The sequence below is a fragment of the Pseudomonas sp. LBUM1666 genome, from assembly GCF_059695775.1.
On record NZ_CP166789.1, the window covers coordinates 5,645,969 to 5,671,914 of the forward strand.

Sequence of the window (25,946 nt, forward strand, 5' to 3'; positions counted from 1 at the left end):
ATAAGTATTGGGTGGGTCAGTTGGATCCGCCCCTCACCCTAACCCTCTCCCCAAGGGGTAGAGGGGACTGACCGAGGTGTCTTTCGCTATACATCGACCTGAAATATCCAGTTGAACTCAGGCTCTGAAAACGCTGGAGATCGGCCCCCTTTCCCCCTCTCCCCACTGGGGAGAGGGCTGGGGTGAGGGGTGGCTCTTCAGCTCGCCACTAAACTTGCGCGGTACGCAGTTTTTCGCTACGCCCGCGCAACCATTCCAGGGTCAGCAGCAGGATCACCGAGAAGGCAATCAGCAACGTTGCGGCCGCCGCGATGGTCGGGCTGAGGTTTTCGCGGATACCGCTGAACATCTGCCGTGGCAATGTAGCTTGTTCAGGGCCGGCGAGGAACAGCGTCACCACCACTTCATCGAACGAAGTCGCGAAGGCAAACAGCGCACCGGAAATCACACCGGGAGCGATCAACGGCAAGGTCACTCGGCGAAACGCCGTCAATGGCGAGGCACCGAGGCTCGCAGCGGCGCGCACCAGGTTTTGATTAAACCCCTGCAACGTCGCCGATACCGTGATGATCACAAACGGCACGCCCAACACCGCATGCACCACGATCAGCGAGAAGAAGCTGTTACCCAGCCCCAAAGGCGCGAAGAACAGATAGCTCGCCACACCGATGATCACCACCGGCACCACCATCGGCGAAATCACCAGGGCCATGACCAGCGCCTTGCCCGGGAAATCACCCCGAGTCAGGCCGATAGCCGCAAGCGTCCCGAAGATCATTGCCAGCACGGTCGCCGCCGGGGCAACGATGATGCTGTTCTTCAATGCCCGCATCCATTCCGCCGAAGCGAAGAAATCCTGGTACCAGTGCAGCGAAAAGCCTTGCAACGGGTACACCAGAAAACTCCCGGAGTTGAATGACAGCGGAATGATCACCAGCACCGGCAGAATCAGGAACAACAGAATCAAGCCGCAGAGAATCCGCAAGCTGTAGAACCACACCCGCTCGATGGGCGACATATAAGGACTCAGCATTTCATTCTCCCCTTAGCTCAGGCGCAGGCGACTGGCGCCCACCAGCCAGCTGTAAATCAGATAAAGCACCACGGTCGCCAACAGCAGCAGCCCACCGAGTGCGGTCGCCATGCCCCAGTTGATGCTGGTGTTGGTGTAGAAGGCGACGAAGTAACTGACCATCTGATCGTTCGGGCTGCCCAGCAAGGCCGGGGTGATGTAGTAGCCGATGGCGAGGATGAACACCAACAGGCAACCGGCGCCGACACCGGCATAGGTCTGCGGGAAGTACACCCGCCAGAAACTGGCGAACGGGTGGCAACCGAGGGAAATCGCGGCGCGCATGTAGGTCGGCGAAATGCCTTTCATCACGCTGTAGATCGGCAGAATCATGAACGGCAGCAGGATGTGCACCATGGAGATGTAGACCCCGACGCGGTTAAACACCAATTCGAGCGGCTTATCGATGATACCCATGGCCATCAGGCCGCTGTTGATCAAGCCACCCGATTGCAGCAACACGATCCACGCGGCAACCCGCACCAGAATCGAGGTCCAGAACGGCAACAGCACCAGAATCATCAGCAAATTGCTTTGGCGTGATGGCAGGTTCGCCAGCAAGTACGCCAACGGATAAGCCAGCAACAGGCAGATCACGGTGATGATCAGCCCCATCCAGAAGGTCCGGGCGAAGATGTCGAGGTAGATCGCCTGATCGGGTGTGGCCGGGGCGATTTCGCCGAGGTCGTCGATACGGTGATCGACCGCCGCCAGCAAGTAATAAGGTGTGATGTTGCTGGTGTTGCGGCGCACGGCTTGCCAATAGGCCGGGTCGCCCCAGCGCTCGTCGAGACCTTCCAACGCTTCTTTATAAGAGGCCGGTTCGGTGGCGAACGGTAAGGCACGTGCAGTTTTGGTCAGCAGGCTGCGGTAGCCGGCCAACTCCATGTTCAAGCGCTTGGACAGGTCGCCCAGGGTCTGATTCTTGCGCGCTTCAGCGAGATCTTCGCTGGCCGCCTTGTAAACCGGTTCAGCGGGCAGGCCTCGGCCATCCCAACTGGCGATAGCCGCGACGGTGCGGGGCATGCCGCCGACCACTTCCGGGTTACCGACACTTTTGTAGAGCAGCGCCACGATGGGCACCAGGAACACCAGCAACAGAAACAGCACCAATGGCGCGATCAAGGCTTGTGCTTTCCAGCGGTTGATCCGCTCGGCGTGCTTGAGCCGCTGCTTCAAGGTGGGGTCGGTGCCCGCGTTCAGGGGAATGGCGGTGGCCATGGCGTACTCCGGAAATCTTTGATCGTTACAGAGGCATACAAACAACCTGTGGGAGCGAGCTTGCTCGCGATGGGGGCATTACATTCAACATCAATGTTGACTGCCCCACTGCTATCGCGAGCAAGCTCGCTCCCACAAGGATTGCGGTGTTCAAACCACAGGGTATTGCTTACTTCGCAGCCCAGGAATTGAAGCGCTGTTCCAGTTGCTCACCGTTGTCAGCCCAGAAGCTGACGTCGATCTGCACCTGGTTGGCGATGTTTTCCGGGGTGGTCGGCATGTCTTTGAGGACATCCTTGGCCAGCAACGGTACGGCTTGAATGTTGGCCGGGCCGTAGGCGATGTTTTCCGAGTAGGTCTTCTGCTGCTGCGGCTGCACCGAGAACGCGATGAATTTCTTCGCCGCTTCAGCGCGTGCTTTATCCAGACCTTTCGGGATGGCCCATGCGTCAAAGTCGTAGATACCGCCGTTCCACACGACTTTCAGGTTGCTTTCTTTCTGCACGGCAGCGATCCGGCCGTTGTAGGCCGAGCTCATGACCACGTCGCCGGAAGCGAGGTACTGCGGCGGTTGCGCGCCGGCTTCCCACCACTGGATGCTCGGTTTCAGCTCATCGAGCTTCTTGAACGCGCGGTCCTGACCATCCTTGCCGGCCAATACTTTGTAGACGTCTTTCGGCGCAACGCCGTCAGCCATCAGAGCGAATTCCAGGGTGTACTTGGCGCCTTTGCGCAGGCCACGTTTGCCCGGGAATTTCTTGGTGTCCCAGAAATCCACCCAACTGGTCGGTGCGGAAGCCAGTTTGTCGGCGTTGTAGGCCAGCACGGTCGACCACACGAAGAAGCCCACGCCGCATGGCTGGATGGCGCCTTTGACGTAGTCTTCGGACTTGCCGAACAACTTCGGATCAAGCTGCTCGAACATGTCTTCGTCGCAACCACGGGACAGTTCTGGCGATTCAACTTCTACCAGGTCCCAGGACACGCTCTTGGTGTCGACCATGGCTTTGACCTTGGCCATCTCACCGTTGTACTCGCCCGCCACGATCTTGCCGTTGCCTGCCGCTTCCCACGGTGCGTAGAAGGCTTTGACCTGCGCTGCCTTGTTCGCCCCGCCAAAGGACACCACGGTCAGGTCCGGGCCCGCCGCCATTGCGTGTGCCGCACCGATCATGCCCATGACCAAAGCGGTGAATTTCAGGGATCTCAACATTTATTGTTCTCTCCACGTGCAGGGTTGGTGTTGTTGAAGCAGGGGGGGCGATCAATGCGCCTCTAGAAGTGGGTCGAGCGCGCGAACGTGTTCGACCTGCCAGCCAAGCGGTACTACGTCGCCGACGGCCAGCGCGGGATCGAGCTCGGCAATCGGTTGTTTCACAAAGAAATCGGTCTTGCCGCAGACTTCCAGGCGAACCCGGACGTGGTCGCCCAGATAGATGAATTCCGCCACCCGCCCTGAGAAGCGGTTGACGCAGGATTCGCTGGAGCCGTTGAGGCTCACGCGTTCCGGGCGAATCGACAGCGTGACCGGTTCGCCGGTCTTGCCGACATTGACCGCCAGCGCTTCAACCTTTTCACCGCGACCGAGTTCGACGATGCAGCGGTCGCCGGTCTGGCTGTGCAAGCGGCCGTTGAGGCGGTTGTTCTCGCCGATGAAGTTGGCGACAAAGGTGTTTTTCGGCTCTTCATAGAGGGTGCGCGGCGCAGCGATCTGCTGGATCTCGCCCTGATGGAACACTGCCACGCGGTCGGACATGGTCAGGGCTTCGCCCTGGTCGTGAGTCACGTAGACCACGGTCACGCCGAGGCGCTGGTGCAGGTGTTTGATTTCCATCTGCATGTGTTCGCGCAGTTGTTTGTCCAGTGCGCCGAGGGGTTCGTCCATCAGCACCAGTTGCGGTTCGAACACCAAGGCGCGGGCCAGGGCCACACGCTGCTGCTGACCGCCGGACAGTTGCGCCGGGTAGCGCTGGGCGAAGGCGTCGAGCTGAACCATGCTCAGGACTTTTTTGACCTTGTCGCTGACGTCGCTCTTGTTCAAACCGCGCACGGTCAGCGGGAACGCCAGGTTCTCGGCGACGGTCATGTGCGGGAACAACGCGTAGTTCTGGAACACCATGCCGATGTCGCGTTTGTGCGGCGGCACGTTGTTGATGGAGCGTCCGGCCAGCAGGATTTCCCCGGCGGTCGGGGTTTCGAAACCGGCGAGCATCATCAGGCTGGTGGTTTTGCCGGAGCCGGAGGGCCCGAGCAGGGTGAGGAACTCGCCTTTGCGAATCTCCAGGTTGAGGTCTTTGACGATCAGGTTCTCGCCGTCGTAGCTTTTTTGTACTCCACGAAAGCTGACCAGAATATCGCTGGCCCCTGCGCTTGAATCGACCTGGCTCATACCCACACCTTTGTTGTGATGACTGCTGTGGACTAAGCCTAGTGGACGCTGCCGACCACGCAAATCGGGGTGCAGGAGAGAATGGCCTCAGCGGGATGGAAGGTTGGGGGTAGGGATTGCCCTACAAGGATGACGGGGATGGATAGGGGCAGCGGTGATCTTGACGCTGCAAGCCGCAAGAACGGGCAAAAGCGATGATTAAGCCTGTCGCAAATGGACATGTCACCACGGTCCTGTGGAAGCGAGCTTGCTCGCGAAAGCGGTCTGCCAGCCGACATATGTATTGAATGTAACGCCGCCTTCGCGAGCAAGCTCGCTCCCACAGGGGACAGCGGTGTTCTTTAGAGCAGTTTGTGCTCCATCGCGTACTTCACCAGCTCCGCCAGGGAGGTGATGTTGAGTTTCTGCATCAGCCGCGCCTTGTGGGTGCTGATGGTTTTGCTGCTCAAGGCCAGTTGCTGGGCGATGTCGTTGACGTTGGCGCCCTGGGCCAAGCGTTCGAACACCGAGAATTCGCGCTCGGACAGCAACGAGTGCAACGGCCGCGAATCGGTCAGGCCGACTTCGAAGACCATGCGGTCGGCCAGGTCCGGGTCGATGTAGCGCCCGCCCGCCGCGACCTTGCGGATCGCCGTCAGCAGTAGCGCCGGATCGCTATCCTTGGTCGCATAACCCGCAGCGCCGACCTTCAACGCACGGGCGGCCATTTGCGCTTCGTCGTGCATCGACAACACCAGAATCGCTGGCGGATTGTTCAACGCACGAATCCGCGGAATCGCCTCCAGGCCGTTAACCCCGGGCATGGAGATGTCCAGCAAGACCACTTCGCAGGGAACATGGCGCAAGGTCTCGAGCAACTGCTCGCCATTGCTCGCCTCCCCTACCACTAGCAAATCCTTGGCCAGGCCGATCAATTGCTTGATGCCTTCGCGGACGATGGTGTGGTCTTCGGCTACCAGTACACGGATCACTTACTTCTCCTCATCCAGCGGCACTCGCACGCTCAGGGTCGTGCCTTCACCCGGTTCACTCTCAAGCGACAACTGCCCGCCCATGATCAACACTCGCTCGCGCATGCCGACCACCCCGAAGGAGGTTGACCTACCGGTGGCAGGGACGAATCCTACGCCATCATCGCTGACGGTCAGACACAACTCGTCGCCTTCCAGCGCCAATGTCAGTTCGACAGTATGCGCCTGGGCATGGCGCATGACATTGGTCAGCGCTTCCTGAAGGATCCGGAACAGGCCAATCGCCTTGGCATCACTGAGTACCGGCAGGTTCTCCGGCACCTGCACCAGACACGGAATCTGCGTGCGCGCCTCGAATCGGCGAGCCTGCCACTCGATGGCCGACGCGATCCCGGCGTCGAGAATCGGCGGCCGCAGCGCCGTGGCGACATCGCGAACCAGTTGGAACAGCTGAGCGATCAAGCGCTTCATGCTGTTCAAACGTTCGTTCAGACCGGGGTCGAGCTGGGCGTAGGCCAGTTCGCACATTGAGGTTTCCAGCTTGAGCACGGTGAGCATCTGACCCAGTTCGTCGTGAACTTCTCGGGCGATGCGGGCCTTTTCCTCTTCCCGCACGCTCTCCAGGTGCGCGGACAATTCACGCAACTGCTCGCGAGAGCTGGCCAGTTCCAGTTCGATGCGTTTGCTCTCGCTGATGTCCCAGACGATCCCGTCCCAGACATAGGCGCCGTCTTCGAGTCGGCGGGTGATGGCCTTGATTTCGGCCCAGCGCTGTTCACCCGAACGGGTGAGAATCCGTCCCTGCCACGACCAGTCACTGTCGGTATCCAGCGCATGGTCCTGGGTTTGGTGATAACTGGCCTTGTCGTCCGGGTGCACCAGGCTGCGCAGGCCTTTGTCGCGATGGGCCAGGGTGGCCGGCGAGTAACCGACCAGGCTCTCGCTGCCTTCACTGATGTAGGCAAAGTCGATCTGCCCCGTCACCGGTGCCCGCTCCAGACGAAAGACCAGTCCTGGAACGTTGGCGGCGATCCCTTGCAGACGCGCTTCGCTTTCCTGCAACGCGGCCAATGCACGACGGCGCTCGGTGACGTCGTTGAGGTAAACCACCAGGTATTCGCCGTCGCGAAACCGCAAAAAGCTCAGCGAAACATCCACCGGCAAATCGCTGCCATCCGCCCGTACGCAGTTGGTTTCAAAACTTTGCGGGCCGTCTTCACTGGCCCGGGCGCGTTTCCACAGGTTCAGCCAGCGGTCCATGTGCAAGCCGGGTTCGAAGTCGATCAGCGGCCGATCAATGATCCCGCCCGCCGGATAACCCAGCATGGTTTCGGCCGCGCGATTGGCGTAGCGCACATGGCTGTCCCAGTTGACCCAAAGGATGCCGACGGTGCTCTGGTCGATTGAAAACTGGGTGAGGCTCAAGGCTTCTTCGCTGGCGGCACGCAGCGCAATGTCTTCGCGAGCGGCTCGCAAACGATGCTCAAGACTGTGCTGCTGCCGACGCTGCCAGAACACGATGGCCATGCTGCTGAGCATCAACACCACCAACAGCAGGCAGAGGTTTTGCCAGAACCCCGGGGACTCGGTCAGCCTCGGGTATTTGGGTTGCAGCCATTGGTTGTGCAGTTGCTCCAGGTCCTTGGCCGGGATCGCCCGCAGCGCGCTTTCGACGATGCCGGCCAGTTCTGGCCAGTCCCGGCGCGTGGCCACCCGCAACAGTTGCGGCAGGCCGATGTCGCCCACCACCACCACCAGCCCGGCGAACTCCGGTTCGACGGACAAACGCCCCAGCTGCGCTTCGTCGACCACGGCGTAACTGGCCTGCTGACTCAGTAACAGTTGCAGTGCCTGGCGCTCGATCGGTACGCCTTGAAGGTTCAGGTGCGGGTAGTTGCTGCGCAGGTAATCGGCGGTGGCGCCGGGCATGCGCACGGCGACGCGGGTCTGGCTGTCGAGTTTTTCCAGTTCTACCACGCCGGCGCTTTTCTGGTCGCTGACCACCAGTTGCGGCACCCGCATATACGGGTCGGAAAACTGCCAGAGCCGCAGGCCACCGGGGGTTTGGGTCAGCCCCGGAGCGATGTCGATTTCACCCTCGCGCGCGGCGGCTTCCAGTTGCGCCAGGTCGGGAAAGTTGCGCCAGCTCAGCTCGACTTTGAGCGCCTTGGCCAGCCACTTCATCAGCTCGACATTGACCCCGGACAAACGCTGCAAGCGGCGATCGTATTGGGCGTAGGGCACCTGCAACACCAGCCCTACGCGCAATTCGCCATGTTGCGCCAGCCATTGCTGCTGGTCCGCAGACAATTGCGCGACGTGCACCGGTGGCGCGGGAGCCGCCCAGCCCATCAAGGGAAACCACAAACAGCCGATAACCCACAGGCAGCGAAAACGCATCATCGAAGTCTCACACACTGACAAATACTGACCAACCCATTAGGCTGCCGGAATAACTTCTGGCCTGGAATATCCGATGCCCCCTGTCTACCGCCTGGCACTGCCAGCATTGTGCCTGTCGCTGATCCTGCCCTGCGCCTTTTCTGTCGAGGCTGCCGCCCCGGAACCTGCCGCAACGGAAACACCCGCCGAAGAAAAACCGGTCGAGCGCCAGCCGCTGCTTGAGCGTAGTCAGGAAGAAGCGTCTGCACTTGAGCGACAGATCCCGGCTCAGGAACAGCAGCAACTGCAAGCGGGCAGCGACACGTTTCTGGCCTTGTGGAAACCGGCCAATACCGCCGAACCCAAAGGCGCTGTGATTATCATCCCGGGCGCCGGCGAAACCGTTGACTGGCCGCAAGCAATCGGTCCATTGCGACGTAAATTACCGGACGCCGAATGGAGCAGCCTGAGTATCACCTTGCCGGACCTGCAAAGCGATGCCATTGCGCCGCGTATCGTAGAAGTGGCACCCACACCAAAAGCCCCTGATGCCGGCAGCAAAGACTCGACCACTGCAGCGCCCATCGAACAAGTGGCGGGCGGCGAAGCGGAGGTGGCGGACAAAGCGATCACCGAAACCACCGAGGAGCAGGCCAAAGCCGACGCCGAACGAATCTTCGCCCGCATCGACGCCGCGATTGCCTACGCCGAACAGCAAAGTGTTCGCCGCATTGTCGTGCTGGGGCATGGCACTGGCGCTTACTGGGCCGCGCGCTACCTGAGCGAGAAGCAGCCCCCGCAAGTGGAGAAGTTTGTGATGGTCGCCGCTCAGATGCCAGCGAAAGCCAAACCAGAGCTGGTCGAACTGACACCGACCCTGAAGCTGCCCACCGCAGACATCTTCTATATGGATAGGCCGCTGGATCGCAACCTGGCGCTGGAACGCTTGCAAGCCAGCAAACGTTTGAAGACTTCGGGGTTCAGTCAGGTCTCGCTCAAGGCTTTGCCGGGTAATTCCAAGGCTGAGCAAGAGCAGCTGTTCCGTCGGGTGCGGGGCTGGTTGAATCCACAGAGCACGGTGAACTGATAGACCGCTACCGAAAATCCCGCCGCTCGCGAATCAATGTGTAGGCGCTATGCAGTTCGCGAGTCTTGTCAGTGGCTTCGCGCACCTGCAGCGCCGTCGCACCGCTGCCGGCGATCTTGTCCGGGTGATGGCGACTCAGCAGGCGTCGATAAGCACGCTTGATCTGCGCCGGCTCGGTGGTCGCCGAAACGCCCAAAAGCCGCAGAGCCTCTTGATAGGTCAGCGCGCTGCTGGCCTGTGCAAACTTGTGCGGCTCGTAATCGGCCGACAGAGCCTGTACCTGTCGTGACGTCCAGCCCAGCCATTTGCCCCACTGCCTGATCAGCTCTCGCTCAGCCCTACCGGCGTGGCCATCAGCCCAAATCATTCGCCAACAGGCGCGCAAGACGCCTTCGGCGGCATGGGGTTGAGCACGCAAGCGGCGCAGGTAACCGCTCAATCGGTCATCTCCCGACTTGCCGCGATTGAACGCGGCAATGGCCCGACGCTGGGCCGACTCGGTCATTTCCAGCGAACGCATTTCCTGACGGGCCTGCTGGATGTGGCCTTCCACCACCCGTCCATCGCACTTGGCCAGCCGCCCCAACAACACAAACAGCAGTTCATCATTGCGCAGCACCGAGCGGCCACCGAGCATTTCTCGCAAGTGCGCCCAGCTCTGCAAGTGCAAGTGCCGATCCAGCACCTGCCCCAACAAGGCGCCAAGCATGGCCCCCGGAATGCTGGCGATGTAAAAGCCCGCTCCGGCTCCAATCAGAGTCCCTGGCCACAGCATGTCAGCGTCTCGCTTCTAGCAGGGTTTCGACTTCAGCCAGACGTTCGTGAGTGCCAACATCCACCCAATGTCCGTTCAAGTGTTCGCCAGTGACTTGTCCATCAACCATAGCCTTGCGCAACAGTGGTGCAAGCTTGAAGGCCCCGGCGGAGCAACCGTCGAACAGCTGCGGGTGCAGGACCGCGATGCCGCTGTAGGTCAGGGTTGCAGTGTCTGGCTGACCGTCGCGGACTTGCCCGTCGATCAGGCTGAAATCGCCTGTCGGATGATGGGCAGGGTTATCCGCCAACACCAAATGCGCCAGCCCGGTGATGGGTTGGTGCAACACGCTGAAGTCGTAGTCGGTCCAGATGTCACCGTTGACCACCATAAAGGCCTCGTCACCCAGCAACGGCAGCGCGCGGAAAATCCCGCCTCCGGTTTCCAGTGGCTCACCTTCCGGCGAGTACTGAATACGTACGCCGTATTGCGAGCCATCACCCAGGTAGTTTTCGATCAGCTGGCCGAGCCAGGCGTGGTTGATCACCACCTCGGTAAACCCCGCCACCGCCAAGGCCTTCAAGTGATACTCGATCAACGGAATACCGCCAGCGCGAACCAACGGTTTCGGCGTGGTCAGGGTCAGCGGGCGCATGCGCTCGCCTTTGCCTGCTGCCAGAATCATTGCCTTCATGCATTCGCTCCAGCACGCAAACTCAGCAGCAACACATCCAGCTCGGCCAGTTCAGGACGGCGGGCGATCACGGCGTCTATATAAGCAAAGAAGCGCGGTACATCACCAAGATAGCGCGGCTTGCCGTCGCGATGGCAGATGCGGGCAAAGATGCCGATCACTTTCAGGTGCCGCTGCACGCCCATCAGGTCGCTGGCACGCAGGAAATCATCGAAATCGGGCTGAACCGGGATCCCGAGATCGCCCGCTTGCTGCCAGTAAGCTTCCAGCCATCCGCGCACTCGCTCTTCGGGCCAGCTGAGGAACGCATCCTTGAACAGGCAGGTCACGTCGTAGGTCACGGGACCATAAACTGCATCCTGGAAATCCAGCACACCGGGATTTGGCTCGCTGAGCATCAGGTTGCGCGGCATGTAATCGCGGTGCACCAGCACTTTGGGCTGGGCCAGTGCGCTGTCGATCAATAGCTCAGTCACGTTCTGCCAGAGCATTTGCTGCGCCGAGTCGAACTCGATGCCCAATTCGCGCTTCACGTACCACTCAGGGAACAATTCCAGCTCGCGTCGCAGCAGCGCCACGTCATAACTTGGCAACGGTGCAACCATCGGCAACTGCTGAAAAGCCAGCAGCGCTTGCAGGGCATCCTTGAACAAATCGTCGGCATTTTCGCTGTCGATCACGTCAAGGTAAGTCTTGTTGCCCAGGTCATTGAGCAAAAGAAAACCACGCTCGAGGTCTTCGGCATAAATTTTCGGAACATTTATTCCGGATTTCGCCAGCAAAAAAGCGATATCCACGAAGGGTTTACAGTTTTCCTGGGGCGGTGGCGCGTCCATCACGACGAAGCTTCTGCCCTCGCCTTCCCAGCGGAAATAACGTCGAAAACTCGCATCACTACTGGCCGCGGTCAACGTGGCCGGGGGTACGGCACCCCAACCCTGTTCTGCAAAGAGGGCAGCCAATTGCTCATCGAGCCATACTTTCAGGTGTTGCAAACGTACATCTTGGTCAGGCATTGCAAGGGTCTCCGACGGCGCTAGCCGTCAAGCGGGTCATGCTTTATTATCCAGCATCTTTTTCAGACCATCGAGAGGCGTGCGGCCCACACCGCGGGCAGATGGCACGCAGGAAGCCCGGACTAATAAGATGGCATTGAAATCCCCCGCGTTTCGTAAAAAATTTCCGTTGTTGGTTACCGGCAGTCTGCTGGCCCTGCAACCTCTAGCCACTTCGTTCGTGGTCGCCGCGGAACAGTATGACTGCTCAGTCTCTGCTTCGGGTGCCTGGAACTGTGCGCCAAAATCTCCAGCAGCTGCGCTGCCACCTCGCCCCGTCCATGACGGCAGTGCGGCGGTAAGCACGAGCGGCGAGACTCCGGCTGACAGCGGTTTTAGTCAAGACACCGGCGCCAAGCCTGTGCTGGTGACCGAATCCAAGGGCCGCGGCCTGAAGTCGCGTAGCGAAGACTACAGTCACCTCGACTGGGTTCCGCGCGAGAAGCTCACTGCAGCGCAATTGGCCGAAACAGGTCCTTACTGCGCTGGTTCCTATATCGAACCGATTCGTCCTGGCATGAATGACAAGACGAATAAAAGTGACGCTCCGACCTTTCTCGGCGCCAAAGCCTCTCGCTATAAGCAGGATGAGCAGGTCGCGACCCTCGCGGGTGACGTGGTCATGCGTCAGGGCAGCATGCAGGTCGAAGCCGACGAAGCGAACCTGTACCAGGCCGAGAGCCGTGGCGAACTGAGCGGCAACGTCCGTATTCGCGACAACGGCGCACTGATCGTGGGCGACCACGCCGACGTGCAGCTCGACACCGGTGAAGCCAAGGTCGACAACGCCGAATACGTGATGCATAAATCCCGTATCCGCGGTAATGCGCTGTACGCCAAGCGTGCCGAGAACGCGATCATCCGCCTCAAGGATGGTACGTACACCACGTGCGAACCGGACAGCAACGCCTGGCAGCTCAAGGGCAACAACATCACCTTGAACCCCGCCACCGGCTTCGGTACCGCGACCAACGTGACGCTGCGGGTCAAGGACATTCCGGTCCTGTACACGCCGTACATCTATTTCCCGATCGACGACCGTCGCCAGTCCGGTTTCCTGCCGCCGACTATCGGCACCGGTACCGATACCGGCTTCCTGCTGGTCACACCGTATTACTTCAACCTGGCACCGAACTACGATGCCACGTTGTACCCGCGCTACATGAGCAAGCACGGGCTGTTGATGGAAGGCGAGTTCCGTTACCTGACCCCGTCCAGCGAAGGTCAGTTCGGTGCCGCGTACCTCAACGACGAAGACACCGATCGCAGCAAGCAGACCGACTACCAGAAAAACCGCTACATGTATAACTGGCAGCACAAGGGCGGTCTCGACTCGCGCGTTCTGACACAAGTCGATTACACCAAGATCAGCGATCCGTATTACTTCCAGGATCTGCAAACCGATCAGATCGGGGTTAAAAGCTCTGACTTCGTGAATCAGCAGGGTTCTGTCACCTATCGTGGCGACAGCTACACCGCTCGCTTGAATGCACAGGCTTATCAGCTCGCGACGGTTTCGGACATTACGCCGTACGACCGGTTGCCGCAGATCACTTTCAATGGTCAGTTGCCGACTCACCCTGGCGGCCTGAATTTCGACTACGAGACAGAAGTCGTGCGGTTTGACCGTGACTTGAAGGACGGTAACTTCGTAAACGAAGATGGTAGCGTTGATCCGCGTCTTGATAACAACGTGACGGGACTGGCACGTGCCAACGGCGACCGTTTGAATCTCAAACCGGGTGTCAGCCTGCCGCTGGACTGGACTTATGGCTTCCTGAAGCCATCGCTGAAGTATCAGTACACCCAGTACCAGTTGGACCTCGACGGCCAGGGTAAAACCGACATTGCCAATCAGGGCGCTGAAGGCGACCGACTCAACGGCACTTTCAGCAGCAACCAGAACCGTGGCGTCCCGATCGCCAGCATCGACAGCGGTCTGTACTTCGATCGCAACACCAACTGGTTCGGCAAGGACTATCGCCAGACCCTGGAACCGCGCCTGTTCTACCTTTACGTACCTGAGGAAGACCAGAAAGACATTCCGGTATTCGACACCGGCGAGTACACCTTCAACTACGCATCGTTGTTCCGCGACAACCGCTTCTCCGGCTCCGACCGTGTCGGCGACGAGAACAAGCTGTCTCTGGGCGTCACCAATCGCTGGATCGAAGAAAACGGTTTCGAGCGTCAACGCATCAGCGTCGGTCAGGCCCTCTACTTCAAGGATCGCAAGGTTCAGTTGCCAGGCATTGATGCCAGGACTCGCAAGGACACGCAGTCGGACGTTTCGCCCTACGCGCTGGAATACGAATACCGCTGGAACCGCGATTGGCGCACCACTGCCGATTACAACTGGGACCCGGACAGCCGCAGCCCTCGCTCGGGCAGCGCAATGTTCCACTACCAGCCCGAAGACAACCCGAACAAGATCATCAACGCGGGCTATCGCTATCGCAATGACCAGATCCGTTACGACCAGAACACCGGTCAATGGTCCGTGGGTGGCGGTGACTACGGCACCCCGGGCACTCCGGGCTACGTGAAGGATTACTACAAGATCCAGCAGCACGACTTCTCGGTAATGTGGCCGATCGTGCCGCAATGGAACCTGATCAGCCGCTGGCAGTATGACTACAACCGCAACCGTACCCTGGAAGCTTTCGGTGGTTTCGAGTACGACAACTGCTGCTGGAAACTGCGCCTGATCAACCGTTACTGGGTCGACTATGACGAAACCAGTCAAGACGCCCCGGAAAACGAAAAAGGCGACCACGGCATCTTCCTACAAATTGTTCTGAAGGGACTCGGCGGCCTCACCGGCGCCAAAGTAGAGAGCTTCCTCGACAAAGGCATCCAAGGTTATCGTGAACGTGAAGACCAAGCTTTCTGATTGTCTGCGCCCGCTGATGCTGGGCGCGCTGTTCCTGGGTACCGCGGCGAACGCCGCGGTGCAGTCCATCGATAAAGTGGTGGCCATTGTCGATAACGACGTGGTCATGCAGAGCCAACTGGACCAACGCGTTCATGAAGTTCAGCAAACCATCGCCAAACGCGGCTCTGCTGTACCACCGGCCAACGTGCTGGATCAGCAGGTGCTTGAACGTCTGATCGTCGAAAACCTGCAACTGCAGATCGGCGAACGTTCCGGTATCCGCATTACCGATGAAGAACTGAACCAGGCTGTCGGCACCATTGCCCAGCGCAACAACATGTCCGTGGATCAATTCCGCGCCGCCCTGACTCGCGACGGTCTGTCTTACGACGACGCCCGTGACCAGATTCGCCGCGAGATGGTCATCAGCCGTGTGCGTCAGCGTCGAGTGGCCGAGCGCATCCAGGTTTCCGAACAGGAAGTGAAGAACTTCCTCGCTTCCGACCTTGGCAAAATGCAGCTGTCCGAAGAGTTCCGCCTGGCCAACATCCTGATTCCTACGCCGGAAAGCGCCAACTCCGACGCGATTCAGAATGCAGCCAAACAGGCAGACGCGGTTTACCAGCAGCTCAAGCAAGGCGCTGACTTCGGTCAGTTGGCAATCGCCAAATCCGCCAGCGAAACCGCACTGGAAGGTGGCGACATGGGCTGGCGTAAAGCCGGTCAACTGCCACCTCCGTTCGATCGCATGCTGAGCACCATGGCTGTGGGCGACATTACCCAGCCAATGCGCACACCGGGCGGCTTCATCATCCTGAAGATCCTCGACAAGCGTGGCGGTGAGACCCAGGTACGTGATGAAGTGCACGTACGTCACATCCTGGTCAAACCTAGCCCGATCCGCGACGAAGCAAAAACCAAGGCGCTGGCTGAGTCGCTCTACACCCGAATCGAAGCGGGCGAAGATTTCGGCGAACTGGCGAAAAGCTTCTCGGAAGATCCGGGTTCAGCCCTCAACGGCGGCGACCTGAACTGGATCGACCCAAATGCATTGGTGCCTGAATTCCGCGAAGTGATGGCCAAGACCCCACAAGGTCAGCTGTCCAAGCCATTCCAGACCCAATACGGCTGGCACGTTCTGGAAGTCCTTGGCCGTCGTGCCACTGACAGCACCACCCAGGCCCGCGAGCAGCAAGCAATGACCGTATTGCGTAACCGCAAATATGACGAAGAGCTGCAAACCTGGCTGCGTCAGATCCGTGACGAAGCGTACGTAGAGATCAAACTCCCTGGTGCAGACCAGGCAGCGCAGTGAAACCCAAACGTTTCGCGCTGACACCCGGCGAACCGGCCGGCATAGGTCCTGACCTGTGCCTGCTGCTCGCCTCGCAAGCCCAGCCACATCCCCTGATTGCCATTACCAGCCGCGACCTGCTCCTTGAGCGGGCCGTGCAGCTGGGTGTGGTGGTCGATTTGCTGCCGGTCGCCCCGGACAACTGGCCGGATGTACCCGCGCCAGCTAACAGCCTGTATGTCTGGGATACACCGCTCAACGCCAAGGTCACCGCCGGGCAACTGGACAAGGCCAACGCGGCTTTCGTTCTCGAAACCCTGACTCGAGCCGGCCAAGGCTGCCTGGACGGGCATTTTGCCGGCATGATCACGGCGCCTGTGCACAAAGGCGTGATCAATGAATCCGGGATCGCCTTTTCCGGGCACACAGAATTTCTCGCCGACCTGACCCATACCGCACAAGTGGTGATGATGCTCGCCACTCGCGGATTGCGCGTGGCGCTGGTCACCACTCACCTGCCTCTTCGCGAGATTGCCGATGCGATCACGCCGGAGCGTCTGGAACGGGTCACGCGAATTCTGCACACCGATCTACAAGAAAAATTCGGCATTGCCCGGCCACGCATCCTCGTGTGTGGGCTCAACCCCCATGCCGGCGAAGGCGGACACCTGGGCCATGAAGAAATCGACATTATCGAACCTACATTAGAGCGCCTGCGCGGCGAAGGAATGGACCTTCGTGGCCCCCTGCCCGCCGACACTCTGTTTACCCCCAAGTATCTGGAGCACTGCGATGCAGTGCTGGCGATGTACCACGACCAGGGCCTGCCTGTGCTGAAGTACAAAGGCTTCGGTGCGGCAGTCAATGTGACCCTCGGCTTGCCGATCATCCGCACATCGGTCGACCACGGCACTGCCCTGGACCTGGCCGGCAGCGGCAAAATCGATACCGGCAGCCTGCAAGTCGCCCTGGAAACCGCCTACCAGATGGCCGAGACCCGTTTATGACCGAGCATTACCAACACCGTGCGCGCAAGCGCTTCGGCCAGAACTTCCTGCACGATGCCGGCGTTATCGACCGCATCCTGCGCGCCATCCACGCCAAGCCCGAAGACCGTCTTCTGGAAATCGGCCCTGGCCAGGGTGCGCTAACCCAAGGCCTGCTAAACAGCGGCGCCCAGTTGGACGTGGTGGAACTGGACAAGGATCTGATCCCGATCCTCAACCAGCAATTTGCCAGCAAGAGCAATTTCAACCTGCATCAGGGCGACGCGCTGAAGTTCGACTTCACCAGCCTGAACGCCGCGCCGAACAGCCTGCGGGTGGTCGGCAACCTGCCGTACAACATCTCTACGCCGCTGATTTTTCACCTGCTGCATAACGCCAGCCTGATTCGCGACATGCATTTCATGCTGCAAAAGGAAGTGGTCGAGCGCCTGGCAGCAGGCCCTGGCGGTGGTGACTGGGGTCGCTTGTCGATCATGGTTCAGTATCACTGCCGGGTTGAACATCTGTTCAACGTTGGCCCGGGCGCGTTCAATCCGCCGCCCAAAGTCGATTCGGCTATCGTGCGCCTGGTGCCTCACGCGGTGCTGCCGCACCCGGCCAAGGATCACAAGCTGTTGGAGCGTGTCGTGCGCGAAGCCTTTAACCAGCGCCGCAAGACCCTGCGCAACACCCTCAAGCTGCTGCTGAGCAACGCTGAAATCGAAGCCGCCGGCGTTGATGGCAGCCTGCGCCCCGAACAGCTCGATCTGGCCGCCTTCGTGCGCCTGGCCGACAAGCTCAGCGAACAAGTCCTACAGACGCCCGCCGCCGACTGACAGGCAATGAGCGTTATCGGGTAGGACACCAGCCTTCATGTCTGGTTTACTACCCGATACTTGGCCTAGACTGATCTCCATCAGCTACGCCCCGCGTTCCGCTTCGTTTAAGGCCTCTTGCATGTCCGATCCTCGTTACCAGGTCGACGTCAGCGTCGTCACCCGCTATCTGGCAGAACAATCGCAACCCGAGCAAAACCGCTTTGCCTTCGCCTACACCATCACCGTGCACAACAATGGCGAGCTACCGGCCAAACTGTTGTCGCGGCACTGGGTGATCACCGACGGTGACGGGCATGTCGAAGAGGTTCGCGGTGCGGGCGTTGTTGGCCAGCAACCGTTGATCGAGGTGGGCGAAAGCCACACCTACAGCAGCGGCACCGTCATGACCTCCAAGGTCGGCACGATGCAGGGCACTTATGAAATGGTTGCCGATGACGGCAAACACTTCGACGCCATCATCGCCCCATTCCGTCTGGCGGTGCCCGGAGCCCTGCACTGATGGCAACGTACGCCGTCGGCGATCTGCAAGGCTGCCTTCAAGCATTGCAATGTCTGCTCAAGCAGGTCGCCTTCGACCCGACACGGGATCGTCTGTGGCTGGTAGGCGATCTGGTCAACCGTGGCCCGCAGTCCCTGGACACCTTGCGCTTCCTCTATAGCATCCGCGAATCGCTGGTATGCGTGCTCGGCAACCATGACCTGCACTTGCTGGCCGCCGGGAAAAACATCGAACGCCTGAAGAAGTCCGACACCCTGCTCGAGATTCTCGCAGCCCCCGATTGCGCGGAACTGCTGGAGTGGCTGCGTCAGCAAAAGCTCATGCATTACGACGAACAGCGCGATGTCGCCCTGGTACATGCTGGCATTCCGCCCCAGTGGTCGCTGCGCAAGGCCTTGAAGCATGCCGCCGAAGTCGAGACTGCATTGCGCGATGACAACCTGTTGCCGCCCTACCTCGATGGCATGTACGGCAACGATCCGGCGAAATGGGACAACGACCTCAAAGGCGTGACACGCCTGCGGGTGATCACCAACTATTTCACCCGCATGCGGTTTTGTACCGCCGAGGGCAAGCTTGACCTCAAAAGCAAGGAAGGCCTCGACAATGCGCCACCGGGCTACAAACCCTGGTTTCAGCACAAAGAGCGCAAGACCAAGGGCCTGAAGATCATCTTCGGTCACTGGGCCGCTCTGGAAGGCCGATGCAATGAGCCGGGCATCTCGGCCCTCGACACCGGTTGTGTCTGGGGTGGCGCCCTGACCCTCATGAATGTCGACAGCGGTGAACGCCTGTCTTGCAAATGCGACGAGCATGGCCTTGCCCTGCCGCCAGTCGCCGCACTTATCCCCGAACCATCGTCAGCCAGCGCCCCGCGCTAGACTGCGCTTTCAGCCGAGCCACAGGAGCCCGCAATGAGCGAATTCAAACGTATCCCCCCGGAACAGGCCCAGGCCCTGCGCGAACAAGGCGCGGTGGTGGTCGATGTTCGCGACCCAGCGACCTTTGCCGCACTGCATATCGCCGGCTCGAAGCATCTGGATAACCACTCCATCTCGGATTTCATCCGCGCTGCCGACCTCGACGCACCGACCGTGGTCGTCTGCTACCACGGCAATTCCAGTCAGAGCGCCGCTGCGTACCTCATTAGCCAGGGCTTCTCCGACGTCTACAGCATGGATGGCGGTTTTGAGCTGTGGCGTACGACTTACCCTTCGGAAACGGCGCAAGGCACTTCCGAATAATTTTTTTGTAACGCGCAAGCCCCGGTCCCCGCGGGCTCGCGCGGTGGCAGACGAACGGTCTGCCACAACTAATTACGTATCTCGCCTTTACCTCCCGAATTCCCAACTATCCTTAAGCGCAGGCCATCCAAAACAGGGGAGAGCCGGTACACCGGCGCGCGGGTCATCGGGAGTAGCTTTCGGGGTAGTCAGCTTCGAAAGAGTTCTGGGGGGTAAACAGCGACTGCATATTCGGTCGCTGCCAGCATCGACTGAATGATCCGGCGTCGGCTCCACGTATCGAGCGAGGTGACGTCATGAGTATCTTTAGCCACTTCCAACAACGCTTCGAGTCCACACGCCAGGAAGAACTCTCGCTGCAAGAGTATCTGGAGCTGTGCAAAAGCGACCGCAGCGCCTACGCCTCCGCCGCCGAGCGTCTGTTACTGGCCATCGGTGAACCGGAGCTCCTCGACACCTCGGCCAACTCGAGGCTGTCGCGAATCTTTTCCAACAAGGTAATCCGCCGCTATCCGGCCTTTGAAGACTTCCACGGGATGGAAGAATGCATTGACCAGATCGTGTCGTATTTCCGCCATGCCGCTCAGGGCCTGGAAGAGAAGAAACAGATTCTCTATTTGCTCGGCCCTGTGGGTGGTGGTAAATCGTCCCTGGCCGAGAAGCTGAAACAGCTGATCGAAAAAGTGCCCTTCTACGCGATCAAGGGCTCGCCGGTATTCGAATCACCTCTGGGTCTGTTCAACGCCACTGAAGATGGCGCGATCCTCGAGGAAGACTTCGGCATTCCACGGCGCTACCTAAACACCATCATGTCGCCATGGGCTACCAAACGCCTCGCCGAATTCGGCGGCGACATCAGCCAGTTCCGTGTGGTGAAGCTGTATCCGTCGATCCTCAACCAGATAGCCGTGGCCAAAACCGAGCCGGGAGATGAAAACAACCAGGACATCTCGGCGCTGGTGGGCAAGGTCGATATCCGCAAACTCGAAGAATTCCCGCAGAACGACGCCGACGCCTACAGCTACTCGGGCGCACTGTGCCGGGCCAACCAGGGCCTGATGGAATTCGTCGAAATGTTCAAGGCACCGATCAAGGTGCTGCACCCACTGCTGACCGCCACTCAGGAAGGCAACTACAACAGTACCGAAGGTCTGGGGGCAATTCCGTTTACCGGGATCCTGCTGGCCCACTCCAACGAATCGGAATGGCACACCTTCCGTAACAACAAGAACAACGAAGCCTTCATCGACCGGATCTACATCGTCAAAGTGCCATACTGCCTGCGGGTCAGCGACGAAGTGAAGATCTACGACAAGCTCTTGTTCAACAGCTCCCTGGCCAAGGCTCACTGCGCGCCTGACACCCTGAAGATGCTTGCCCAGTTCACCGTACTCTCGCGACTGAAAGAGCCGGAAAACTCCAACATCTACTCCAAAATGCGCGTGTATGACGGCGAAAACCTCAAGGATACCGATCCGAAGGCCAAGTCGATCCAGGAATACCGCGACAACGCGGGTGTCGACGAAGGCATGAACGGCTTGTCGACCCGCTTCGCGTTCAAGATCCTGTCGAAAGTGTTCAACTTTGATCCGCACGAAATCGCTGCCAACCCGGTGCACTTGCTTTACGTGCTGGAACAACAGATCGAACAGGAACAATTCCAGGCGGAAACCCGCGAACGCTATCTGCGCTTCCTCAAGGAGTACCTGGCACCGCGTTATATCGAGTTCATTGGCAAGGAAATCCAGACCGCCTACCTCGAGTCTTACAGCGAGTATGGCCAGAACATCTTTGATCGCTATGTGCTGTACGCCGACTTCTGGATCCAGGACCAGGAATACCGCGACCCGGAAACCGGCGAGATCCTCAACCGCGTAGCGCTGAACGAAGAACTGGAGAAAATCGAAAAACCGGCCGGCATCAGCAATCCGAAGGATTTCCGCAATGAAATCGTCAACTTCGTGCTGCGCGCCCGGGCCAACAACAACGGCAAGAACCCGACCTGGCTCAGCTACGAAAAACTGCGGGTGGTCATCGAGAAAAAAATGTTCTCCAACACCGAGGACCTCCTGCCAGTCATCAGCTTCAACGCCAAGGCCAGCAAAGAGGACCAGCAGAAGCACAACGACTTCGTCACACGGATGGTCGAGCGGGGCTACACCGACAAACAGGTACGACTGCTGTCCGAGTGGTACCTGCGGGTCAGAAAATCACAATAACCCGCTGCCGGTCAGACCGGTTGTCGTCAGCCAGAGGCCTGTGTACGCATTTTCTGTTACACAGACCTCTGGAAGGTGTTCGAAAGTCGGTAGCGAGGTTCAGGCAGCGTCCAAAAGCGCTTGGGGGAGCGTGAACATCCCTTGGCACCGTCGATGCTGCATAACCGCTCGCCCCTTTCAGGACAGCTTCTAAGGAGCAGTCATGAGCTATGTGATCGACCGACGTCTCAATGGCAAGAACAAGAGCACGGTGAACCGTCAGCGGTTTCTGCGGCGTTACCGTGATCACATCAAAAAGGCTGTCGAAGAGGCGGTCAGCCGGCGCTCCATTACCGATATGGAACACGGCGAACAGATCAGCATTCCCGGCCGCGACATTGATGAGCCGGTGCTTCACCACGGTCGCGGTGGCAAGCAGACCGTCGTGCACCCGGGCAACAAGGAATTCACCAGCGGCGAGCACATTGCCCGTCCGCCCGGAGGTGGCGGTGGCAGAGGCCCCGGCAAGGCCGGCAACTCGGGCGAAGGGATGGACGAATTCGTCTTCCAGATCACCCAGGAGGAATTCCTCGAATTCATGTTCGAGGACCTTGAACTACCGAACCTGGTCAAGCGCAACCTGACCGGCACCGACACCTTCAAGACCGTTCGTGCCGGGATCAGTAACGAGGGCAATCCGTCGCGGATCAACATCATCCGCACTTTGCGCTCGGCCCATGCACGGCGAATCGCCCTGTCTGGCAGCAGCCGGGCAAAATTACGCGAAGCCAAGGAAGAACTCCTGCGACTCAAGCGTGATGAGCCAGACAACTTCGGCGATATTCGGGAAGTCGAAGCAGAAATCGAAAAACTCAGTGCGCGCATTCATCGCGTACCGTTCCTCGATACCTTCGACCTCAAGTACAACTTGCTCATCAAGCAACCCAACCCCAGTTCCAAAGCGGTGATGTTCTGCCTGATGGACGTGTCCGGCTCCATGACCCAAGCGACCAAGGACATCGCCAAGCGTTTCTTTATCCTGCTGTACCTGTTTCTCAAGCGTAACTACGACAAGATCGACGTCGTGTTCATCCGCCACCACACCAGTGCCAGGGAAGTGGATGAAGAGGAGTTTTTCTATTCTCGCGAAACCGGCGGCACCATCGTTTCCAGCGCCTTGAAACTGATGCAGGAGATCATGGCCGAGCGTTATCCGAGCAACGAGTGGAACATCTATGCCGCCCAGGCCTCCGACGGCGATAACTGGAACGACGACTCGCCGATTTGCCGCGACATCCTGATCAACCAGATCATGCCGTTCGTGCAGTACTACACTTACGTTGAGATCACCCCGCGCGAACATCAGGCCTTGTGGTTCGAGTACGAACGCATCGCCGAAGCCTTCTCTGACACTTTTGCCCAGCAACAACTGGTCTCGGCCGGGGATATCTATCCGGTCTTCCGTGAACTCTTCCAGCGCAGGTTAGTGACATGACCGCCAAAGAGCAGAAGCGCCAACCCATTTCCACCGGCTCCGAATGGACGTTCGAGCTGATTCAGGCCTACGACAAAGAAATCAGTCGTCTGGCGGCTCGCTACGCGCTCGATACTTACCCTAACCAGATCGAAGTGATCACCGCCGAGCAGATGATGGACGCCTATGCCTCCGTCGGCATGCCGCTGGGTTATCACCATTGGTCCTATGGCAAACACTTCCTCAGCACCGAAAAATCTTACAGCCGTGGGCAGATGGGGTTGGCCTACGAGATCGTGATCAACTCGGACCCCTGCATTGCCTATTTGATGGAAGAAAACACCATCTGCATGCAGGCGTTGGTCGTCGCCCATGCCTGCTATGGGCACAACAGTTTTTTCAAAGGCAACTACCTGTTCCGCACCTGGACTGACGCCAGTTCGATCATCGATTACCTGGTCTTCGCCAAGCAATACATCATGCAGTGCGAAGAGCGCCACGGTATCGACGCGGTCGAGGACCTGCTGGATTCCTGCCACGCCCTGATGAACTATGGGGTCGATCGCTACAAACGCCCATATCCGATTTCCGCTGAAGAAGAACGTCGCCGGCAAAAGGATCGGGAAGAGCATTTGCAGAAACAGATCAACGACCTGTGGCGGACCATTCCAAAAGGTGCGGACAAGTACAGCGACAAGGACAACGCACGCTTCCCCGCCGAGCCTCAGGAAAATATCCTCTACTTCATCGAAAAACACGCCCCACTGCTGGAGCCATGGCAGCGGGAAATCGTGCGGATCGTGCGCAAGATCGCTCAGTATTTCTACCCGCAACGTCAGACTCAGGTGATGAACGAGGGGTGGGCCACGTTCTGGCATTACACCCTGATGAACGACCTGTATGACGAAGGCCTGGTGACCGACGGCTTCATGATGGAGTTTTTGACGTCCCACACCAGCGTGGTCTATCAACCCGGCTTCGACAGCCCCTACTACAACGGCATAAACCCCTACACCCTGGGTTTCGCCATGTACCGGGACATTCGCCGCATGTGTGAACACCCTACCGAAGAGGACTACCGCTGGTTCCCTGAGATTGCCGGCACCGACTGGCTGTCGAGCATCAAGTTCGCCATGAGCAGCTTCAAGGATGAAAGCTTCATCCTGCAGTACCTGTCACCCCAGGTGATCCGTGACCTGAAGTTGTTCAGCATTCTTGATGATGACCAGAAGGACGATCTGCTGGTCCCGGCCATTCATGACGAAGGTGGCTACCGCATCATCCGTGAAACCCTGGCGGCACAGTACAACCTCGGCAATCGTGAACCCAACGTGCAGATCTACAGCATCGACCGGCGTGGTGACCGCTCGCTGACCTTGCGTCACCAACAACACGACCGCAAACCGCTGGGCGAGTCCACCGAGGAAGTGCTCAAACACCTGCATCGCCTCTGGGGCTTCGATATTCATCTGGAAACCCTGCAAGGCGACCAGGTGATGAAAGTCCATCATGTTCCGCCCAGAGGTGAACACAGCGAAGGGGACTACGGCCGGCTGGACCTGGCTGTCATCCATCTTTGATCCTGTTTCTGCCTCCGGAGGTTCGACGCAAAGGTTATTCTGTCGGGCTAACGGAGGTTTTTTATGCAGATTTATAAAGTCGGCGGCGCGGTACGTGATCGCCTGCTGGGCAAGCCTGTCACCGACATCGACTGGGTTGTTGTTGGCGCCACCACTGAAGAAATGCTCGCCAAGGGCTTTCGCCCGGTGGGTGCGGATTTCCCGGTTTTTCTTCACCCCAAAAGCGGTGAGGAATACGCCCTCGCCCGGACCGAGCGCAAAAGCGGACGCGGTTACGGCGGCTTTACCTTTCACGCCAGCCCCGAAGTCACCCTCGAAGAAGACCTGATCCGTCGTGACCTGACCATCAATGCCATGGCCGAAGACGATCAGCAGAACCTGACCGATCCTTACCATGGCCAGCGCGATCTCGAGGCGCGCTTGCTTCGTCACGTTTCCCCCGCGTTCGCCGAAGATCCACTCCGGGTCCTGCGCGTTGCCCGCTTCGCAGCTCGTTATGCGGGGCTCGGTTTCACCGTGGCGCCGGAGACACTGGAACTGATGCGCCATCTCAGCGAATCAGGCGAACTGGAAGCCTTGACCGCCGAACGCAGCTGGAAGGAAATTTCCCGCGCCCTGATGGAAGATCAGCCACAGGTGTTCATCGAAGTGCTGCGCGAGTGTGGCGCTCTCAAGGTATTGATGCCGGAAGTCGATGCCCTGTTCAGCGTACCGCAACCGGAAGCCCACCACCCGGAAATCGACACGGGCGTGCACACCCTGAGCGTGCTGGAGCAAGCGGCGAAGCATAAACAACCACTCACCGTACGCTGGGCCTGCCTACTGCACGACCTCGGCAAAGGACTGACGCCCGAGGAAGAGTGGCCCCGACACATTGCTCATGAGCACAAGGGCTTGAAGCTGATCAAAGCGGTCAACGAACGCTTCAAGGCGCCGAAGGACTGTCAGGAGCTGGCACTGCTGGTGGGCGAATATCACACCCACGGCCATCGCGCCCTGGAGCTGAAGCCGTCGACTTTGCTGGAGTTGCTGCAAAGTTTTGACATTTACCGTCGGCCGCAGCGGTTCGAGGAATTTATCGCGGCGTGCGAGATGGACGCGCGTGGACGCAAAGGATTGGAGCAGCGAAGTTATCCACAGGCGGAATATTTGCGGGGAGCGGCGAATGCTGCTCGGACCGTGGCGGTTCAGCCGTTGCTGGAGAAGGGATTCAAGGGGCCGGAGCTGGGTGAAGCTCTGAAACGAGAACGCCTGAAAGCGTTGAAATTCTACAAGGAAGCGGCGTCTGCCTGAAAAGCTTCGCGAGCAGCTCGCTCCCACAGGGGTCAGCGC

21 protein-coding genes are annotated in these 25,946 nt (G+C 59.2%); 12 read left to right on the forward strand and 9 right to left on the reverse strand.

The genetic code is table 11. The features are described 5' to 3' along the window. Nucleotides 1-208: 208 nt before the first annotated feature. From ACA056_RS26135 to ACA056_RS26160, 6 genes are all read right to left on the reverse strand, one after another. Nucleotides 209-1,033 carry an ABC transporter permease gene (locus ACA056_RS26135; RefSeq protein ID WP_045059981.1) on the reverse strand — a complete coding sequence of 275 codons (825 nt, stop codon included), beginning with the start codon at nucleotides 1,031-1,033 and terminating at the stop codon, nucleotides 209-211. Between the two features lie 12 nt (nucleotides 1,034-1,045). Further along, entirely contained in the window at nucleotides 1,046-2,293 is a 1,248-nt protein-coding gene (locus ACA056_RS26140) for an ABC transporter permease (protein ID WP_497268768.1), read from the reverse strand. Nucleotides 2,294-2,462: 169 nt separating this feature from the next. Continuing rightward, nucleotides 2,463-3,506 carry an ABC transporter substrate-binding protein gene (locus tag ACA056_RS26145; RefSeq protein WP_282381942.1) on the reverse strand — a complete coding sequence of 348 codons (1,044 nt, stop codon included), beginning with the start codon at nucleotides 3,504-3,506 and terminating at the stop codon, nucleotides 2,463-2,465. A 51-nt stretch (nucleotides 3,507-3,557) separates the two neighbouring features. Beyond that, on the reverse strand, nucleotides 3,558-4,682 hold the full coding sequence (locus ACA056_RS26150; RefSeq protein ID WP_497268770.1) for an ABC transporter ATP-binding protein: 1,125 nt from the start codon (nucleotides 4,680-4,682) through the stop codon (nucleotides 3,558-3,560). A 341-nt stretch (nucleotides 4,683-5,023) separates the two neighbouring features. Then, on the reverse strand, nucleotides 5,024-5,653 hold the full coding sequence (locus ACA056_RS26155; protein ID WP_003210977.1) for a response regulator: 630 nt from the start codon (nucleotides 5,651-5,653) through the stop codon (nucleotides 5,024-5,026). Further along, nucleotides 5,654-8,056: a PAS domain-containing sensor histidine kinase gene (locus tag ACA056_RS26160; protein WP_497268772.1), complete on the reverse strand. Its 2,403-nt coding sequence runs from the start codon at nucleotides 8,054-8,056 to the stop codon at nucleotides 5,654-5,656. A 73-nt stretch (nucleotides 8,057-8,129) separates the two neighbouring features. Between ACA056_RS26160 and ACA056_RS26165 the strand changes: the two genes are divergently transcribed. Continuing rightward, nucleotides 8,130-9,122 (forward strand): alpha/beta hydrolase family protein, encoded by a 993-nt coding sequence (locus ACA056_RS26165; RefSeq protein ID WP_497268774.1) that lies wholly within the window; start codon nucleotides 8,130-8,132, stop codon nucleotides 9,120-9,122. A gap of 7 nt (nucleotides 9,123-9,129) precedes the next feature. Here ACA056_RS26165 and ACA056_RS26170 read toward each other — a convergent pair whose 3' ends face one another. From ACA056_RS26170 to ACA056_RS26180, 3 genes are read right to left on the reverse strand one after another with little or no spacing between them, the layout of a single operon-like run. Continuing rightward, nucleotides 9,130-9,897, reverse strand: coding sequence for a TerB family tellurite resistance protein (locus ACA056_RS26170; RefSeq protein ID WP_497268776.1), 768 nt, complete (start codon nucleotides 9,895-9,897; stop codon nucleotides 9,130-9,132). A gap of 1 nt (nucleotide 9,898) precedes the next feature. Next, complete coding sequence (murU, locus tag ACA056_RS26175) at nucleotides 9,899-10,570, reverse strand: N-acetylmuramate alpha-1-phosphate uridylyltransferase MurU (protein ID WP_497268778.1); 672 nt, start codon at nucleotides 10,568-10,570, stop codon at nucleotides 9,899-9,901. After that, a complete protein-coding gene (locus ACA056_RS26180; protein WP_497268780.1) occupies nucleotides 10,567-11,586 on the reverse strand; it encodes an aminoglycoside phosphotransferase family protein in 1,020 nt (339 codons plus the stop codon). The genes murU and ACA056_RS26180 overlap by 4 nt, the downstream gene beginning before the upstream one ends. A gap of 130 nt (nucleotides 11,587-11,716) precedes the next feature. Between ACA056_RS26180 and ACA056_RS26185 the strand changes: the two genes are divergently transcribed. From ACA056_RS26185 to ACA056_RS26235, 11 genes are all read left to right on the forward strand, one after another. Beyond that, nucleotides 11,717-14,518, forward strand: a complete 2,802-nt coding sequence (locus ACA056_RS26185) for an LPS-assembly protein LptD (protein ID WP_497268782.1) — start codon at nucleotides 11,717-11,719, stop codon at nucleotides 14,516-14,518. Beyond that, on the forward strand, nucleotides 14,499-15,815 hold the full coding sequence (gene surA / locus ACA056_RS26190; RefSeq protein ID WP_497268784.1) for a peptidylprolyl isomerase SurA: 1,317 nt from the start codon (nucleotides 14,499-14,501) through the stop codon (nucleotides 15,813-15,815). The genes ACA056_RS26185 and surA overlap by 20 nt, the downstream gene beginning before the upstream one ends. Then, entirely contained in the window at nucleotides 15,812-16,801 is a 990-nt protein-coding gene (gene pdxA, locus ACA056_RS26195) for a 4-hydroxythreonine-4-phosphate dehydrogenase PdxA (RefSeq protein WP_497268786.1), read from the forward strand. Before surA ends, pdxA begins: the two co-directional genes overlap by 4 nt. Beyond that, nucleotides 16,798-17,616: a 16S rRNA (adenine(1518)-N(6)/adenine(1519)-N(6))-dimethyltransferase RsmA gene (gene rsmA / locus ACA056_RS26200; protein ID WP_033056215.1), complete on the forward strand. Its 819-nt coding sequence runs from the start codon at nucleotides 16,798-16,800 to the stop codon at nucleotides 17,614-17,616. Before pdxA ends, rsmA begins: the two co-directional genes overlap by 4 nt. Before the next feature lie 121 nt (nucleotides 17,617-17,737). Further along, nucleotides 17,738-18,118, forward strand: a complete 381-nt coding sequence (apaG, locus tag ACA056_RS26205; protein ID WP_008147202.1) for a Co2+/Mg2+ efflux facilitator ApaG/CorD — start codon at nucleotides 17,738-17,740, stop codon at nucleotides 18,116-18,118. Then, nucleotides 18,118-18,999, forward strand: a complete 882-nt coding sequence (locus ACA056_RS26210; protein WP_415771802.1) for a symmetrical bis(5'-nucleosyl)-tetraphosphatase — start codon at nucleotides 18,118-18,120, stop codon at nucleotides 18,997-18,999. Before apaG ends, ACA056_RS26210 begins: the two co-directional genes overlap by 1 nt. Nucleotides 19,000-19,032: 33 nt before the next feature. Then, the gene (gene glpE, locus ACA056_RS26215) at nucleotides 19,033-19,362 is read left to right on the forward strand and encodes a thiosulfate sulfurtransferase GlpE (protein ID WP_008147200.1); all 330 of its coding nucleotides are present in this window, start codon (nucleotides 19,033-19,035) and stop codon (nucleotides 19,360-19,362) included. Nucleotides 19,363-19,658: 296 nt separating this feature from the next. Continuing rightward, on the forward strand, nucleotides 19,659-21,581 hold the full coding sequence (locus ACA056_RS26220) for a PrkA family serine protein kinase (protein ID WP_033056218.1): 1,923 nt from the start codon (nucleotides 19,659-19,661) through the stop codon (nucleotides 21,579-21,581). 202 nt (nucleotides 21,582-21,783) lie between these two features. Further along, the gene (locus tag ACA056_RS26225) at nucleotides 21,784-23,055 is read left to right on the forward strand and encodes a YeaH/YhbH family protein (RefSeq protein ID WP_497268789.1); all 1,272 of its coding nucleotides are present in this window, start codon (nucleotides 21,784-21,786) and stop codon (nucleotides 23,053-23,055) included. Beyond that, nucleotides 23,052-24,614 carry a SpoVR family protein gene (locus tag ACA056_RS26230; protein ID WP_347803164.1) on the forward strand — a complete coding sequence of 521 codons (1,563 nt, stop codon included), beginning with the start codon at nucleotides 23,052-23,054 and terminating at the stop codon, nucleotides 24,612-24,614. The genes ACA056_RS26225 and ACA056_RS26230 overlap by 4 nt, the downstream gene beginning before the upstream one ends. 63 nt (nucleotides 24,615-24,677) lie before the next feature. Beyond that, complete coding sequence (locus ACA056_RS26235) at nucleotides 24,678-25,907, forward strand: multifunctional CCA addition/repair protein (protein WP_497268791.1); 1,230 nt, start codon at nucleotides 24,678-24,680, stop codon at nucleotides 25,905-25,907. Nucleotides 25,908-25,946 lie beyond the last annotated feature (39 nt).

Excerpts from the sequence above, each read along its gene's own strand:
- ACA056_RS26220 (WP_033056218.1), top strand. The coding sequence starts at position 19,659 with ATGAGTATCTTTAGCCACTTCCAACAACGCTTCGAGTCCACACGCCAG.
- ACA056_RS26150 (WP_497268770.1), bottom strand. The coding sequence starts at position 4,682 with ATGAGCCAGGTCGATTCAAGCGCAGGGGCCAGCGATATTCTGGTCAGC.
- murU (WP_497268778.1), bottom strand. The coding sequence starts at position 10,570 with ATGAAGGCAATGATTCTGGCAGCAGGCAAAGGCGAGCGCATGCGCCCG.
- ACA056_RS26230 (WP_347803164.1), top strand. The coding sequence starts at position 23,052 with ATGACCGCCAAAGAGCAGAAGCGCCAACCCATTTCCACCGGCTCCGAA.
- ACA056_RS26235 (WP_497268791.1), top strand. The coding sequence starts at position 24,678 with ATGCAGATTTATAAAGTCGGCGGCGCGGTACGTGATCGCCTGCTGGGC.
- glpE (WP_008147200.1), top strand. The coding sequence starts at position 19,033 with ATGAGCGAATTCAAACGTATCCCCCCGGAACAGGCCCAGGCCCTGCGC.
- ACA056_RS26185 (WP_497268782.1), top strand. The coding sequence starts at position 11,717 with ATGGCATTGAAATCCCCCGCGTTTCGTAAAAAATTTCCGTTGTTGGTT.
- ACA056_RS26210 (WP_415771802.1), top strand. The coding sequence starts at position 18,118 with ATGGCAACGTACGCCGTCGGCGATCTGCAAGGCTGCCTTCAAGCATTG.
- ACA056_RS26170 (WP_497268776.1), bottom strand. The coding sequence starts at position 9,897 with ATGCTGTGGCCAGGGACTCTGATTGGAGCCGGAGCGGGCTTTTACATC.
- apaG (WP_008147202.1), top strand. The coding sequence starts at position 17,738 with ATGTCCGATCCTCGTTACCAGGTCGACGTCAGCGTCGTCACCCGCTAT.
- ACA056_RS26160 (WP_497268772.1), bottom strand. The coding sequence starts at position 8,056 with ATGATGCGTTTTCGCTGCCTGTGGGTTATCGGCTGTTTGTGGTTTCCC.
- ACA056_RS26135 (WP_045059981.1), bottom strand. The coding sequence starts at position 1,033 with ATGCTGAGTCCTTATATGTCGCCCATCGAGCGGGTGTGGTTCTACAGC.
- ACA056_RS26165 (WP_497268774.1), top strand. The coding sequence starts at position 8,130 with ATGCCCCCTGTCTACCGCCTGGCACTGCCAGCATTGTGCCTGTCGCTG.
- ACA056_RS26225 (WP_497268789.1), top strand. The coding sequence starts at position 21,784 with ATGAGCTATGTGATCGACCGACGTCTCAATGGCAAGAACAAGAGCACG.
- ACA056_RS26145 (WP_282381942.1), bottom strand. The coding sequence starts at position 3,506 with ATGTTGAGATCCCTGAAATTCACCGCTTTGGTCATGGGCATGATCGGT.
- ACA056_RS26140 (WP_497268768.1), bottom strand. The coding sequence starts at position 2,293 with ATGGCCACCGCCATTCCCCTGAACGCGGGCACCGACCCCACCTTGAAG.
- ACA056_RS26180 (WP_497268780.1), bottom strand. The coding sequence starts at position 11,586 with ATGCCTGACCAAGATGTACGTTTGCAACACCTGAAAGTATGGCTCGAT.
- rsmA (WP_033056215.1), top strand. The coding sequence starts at position 16,798 with ATGACCGAGCATTACCAACACCGTGCGCGCAAGCGCTTCGGCCAGAAC.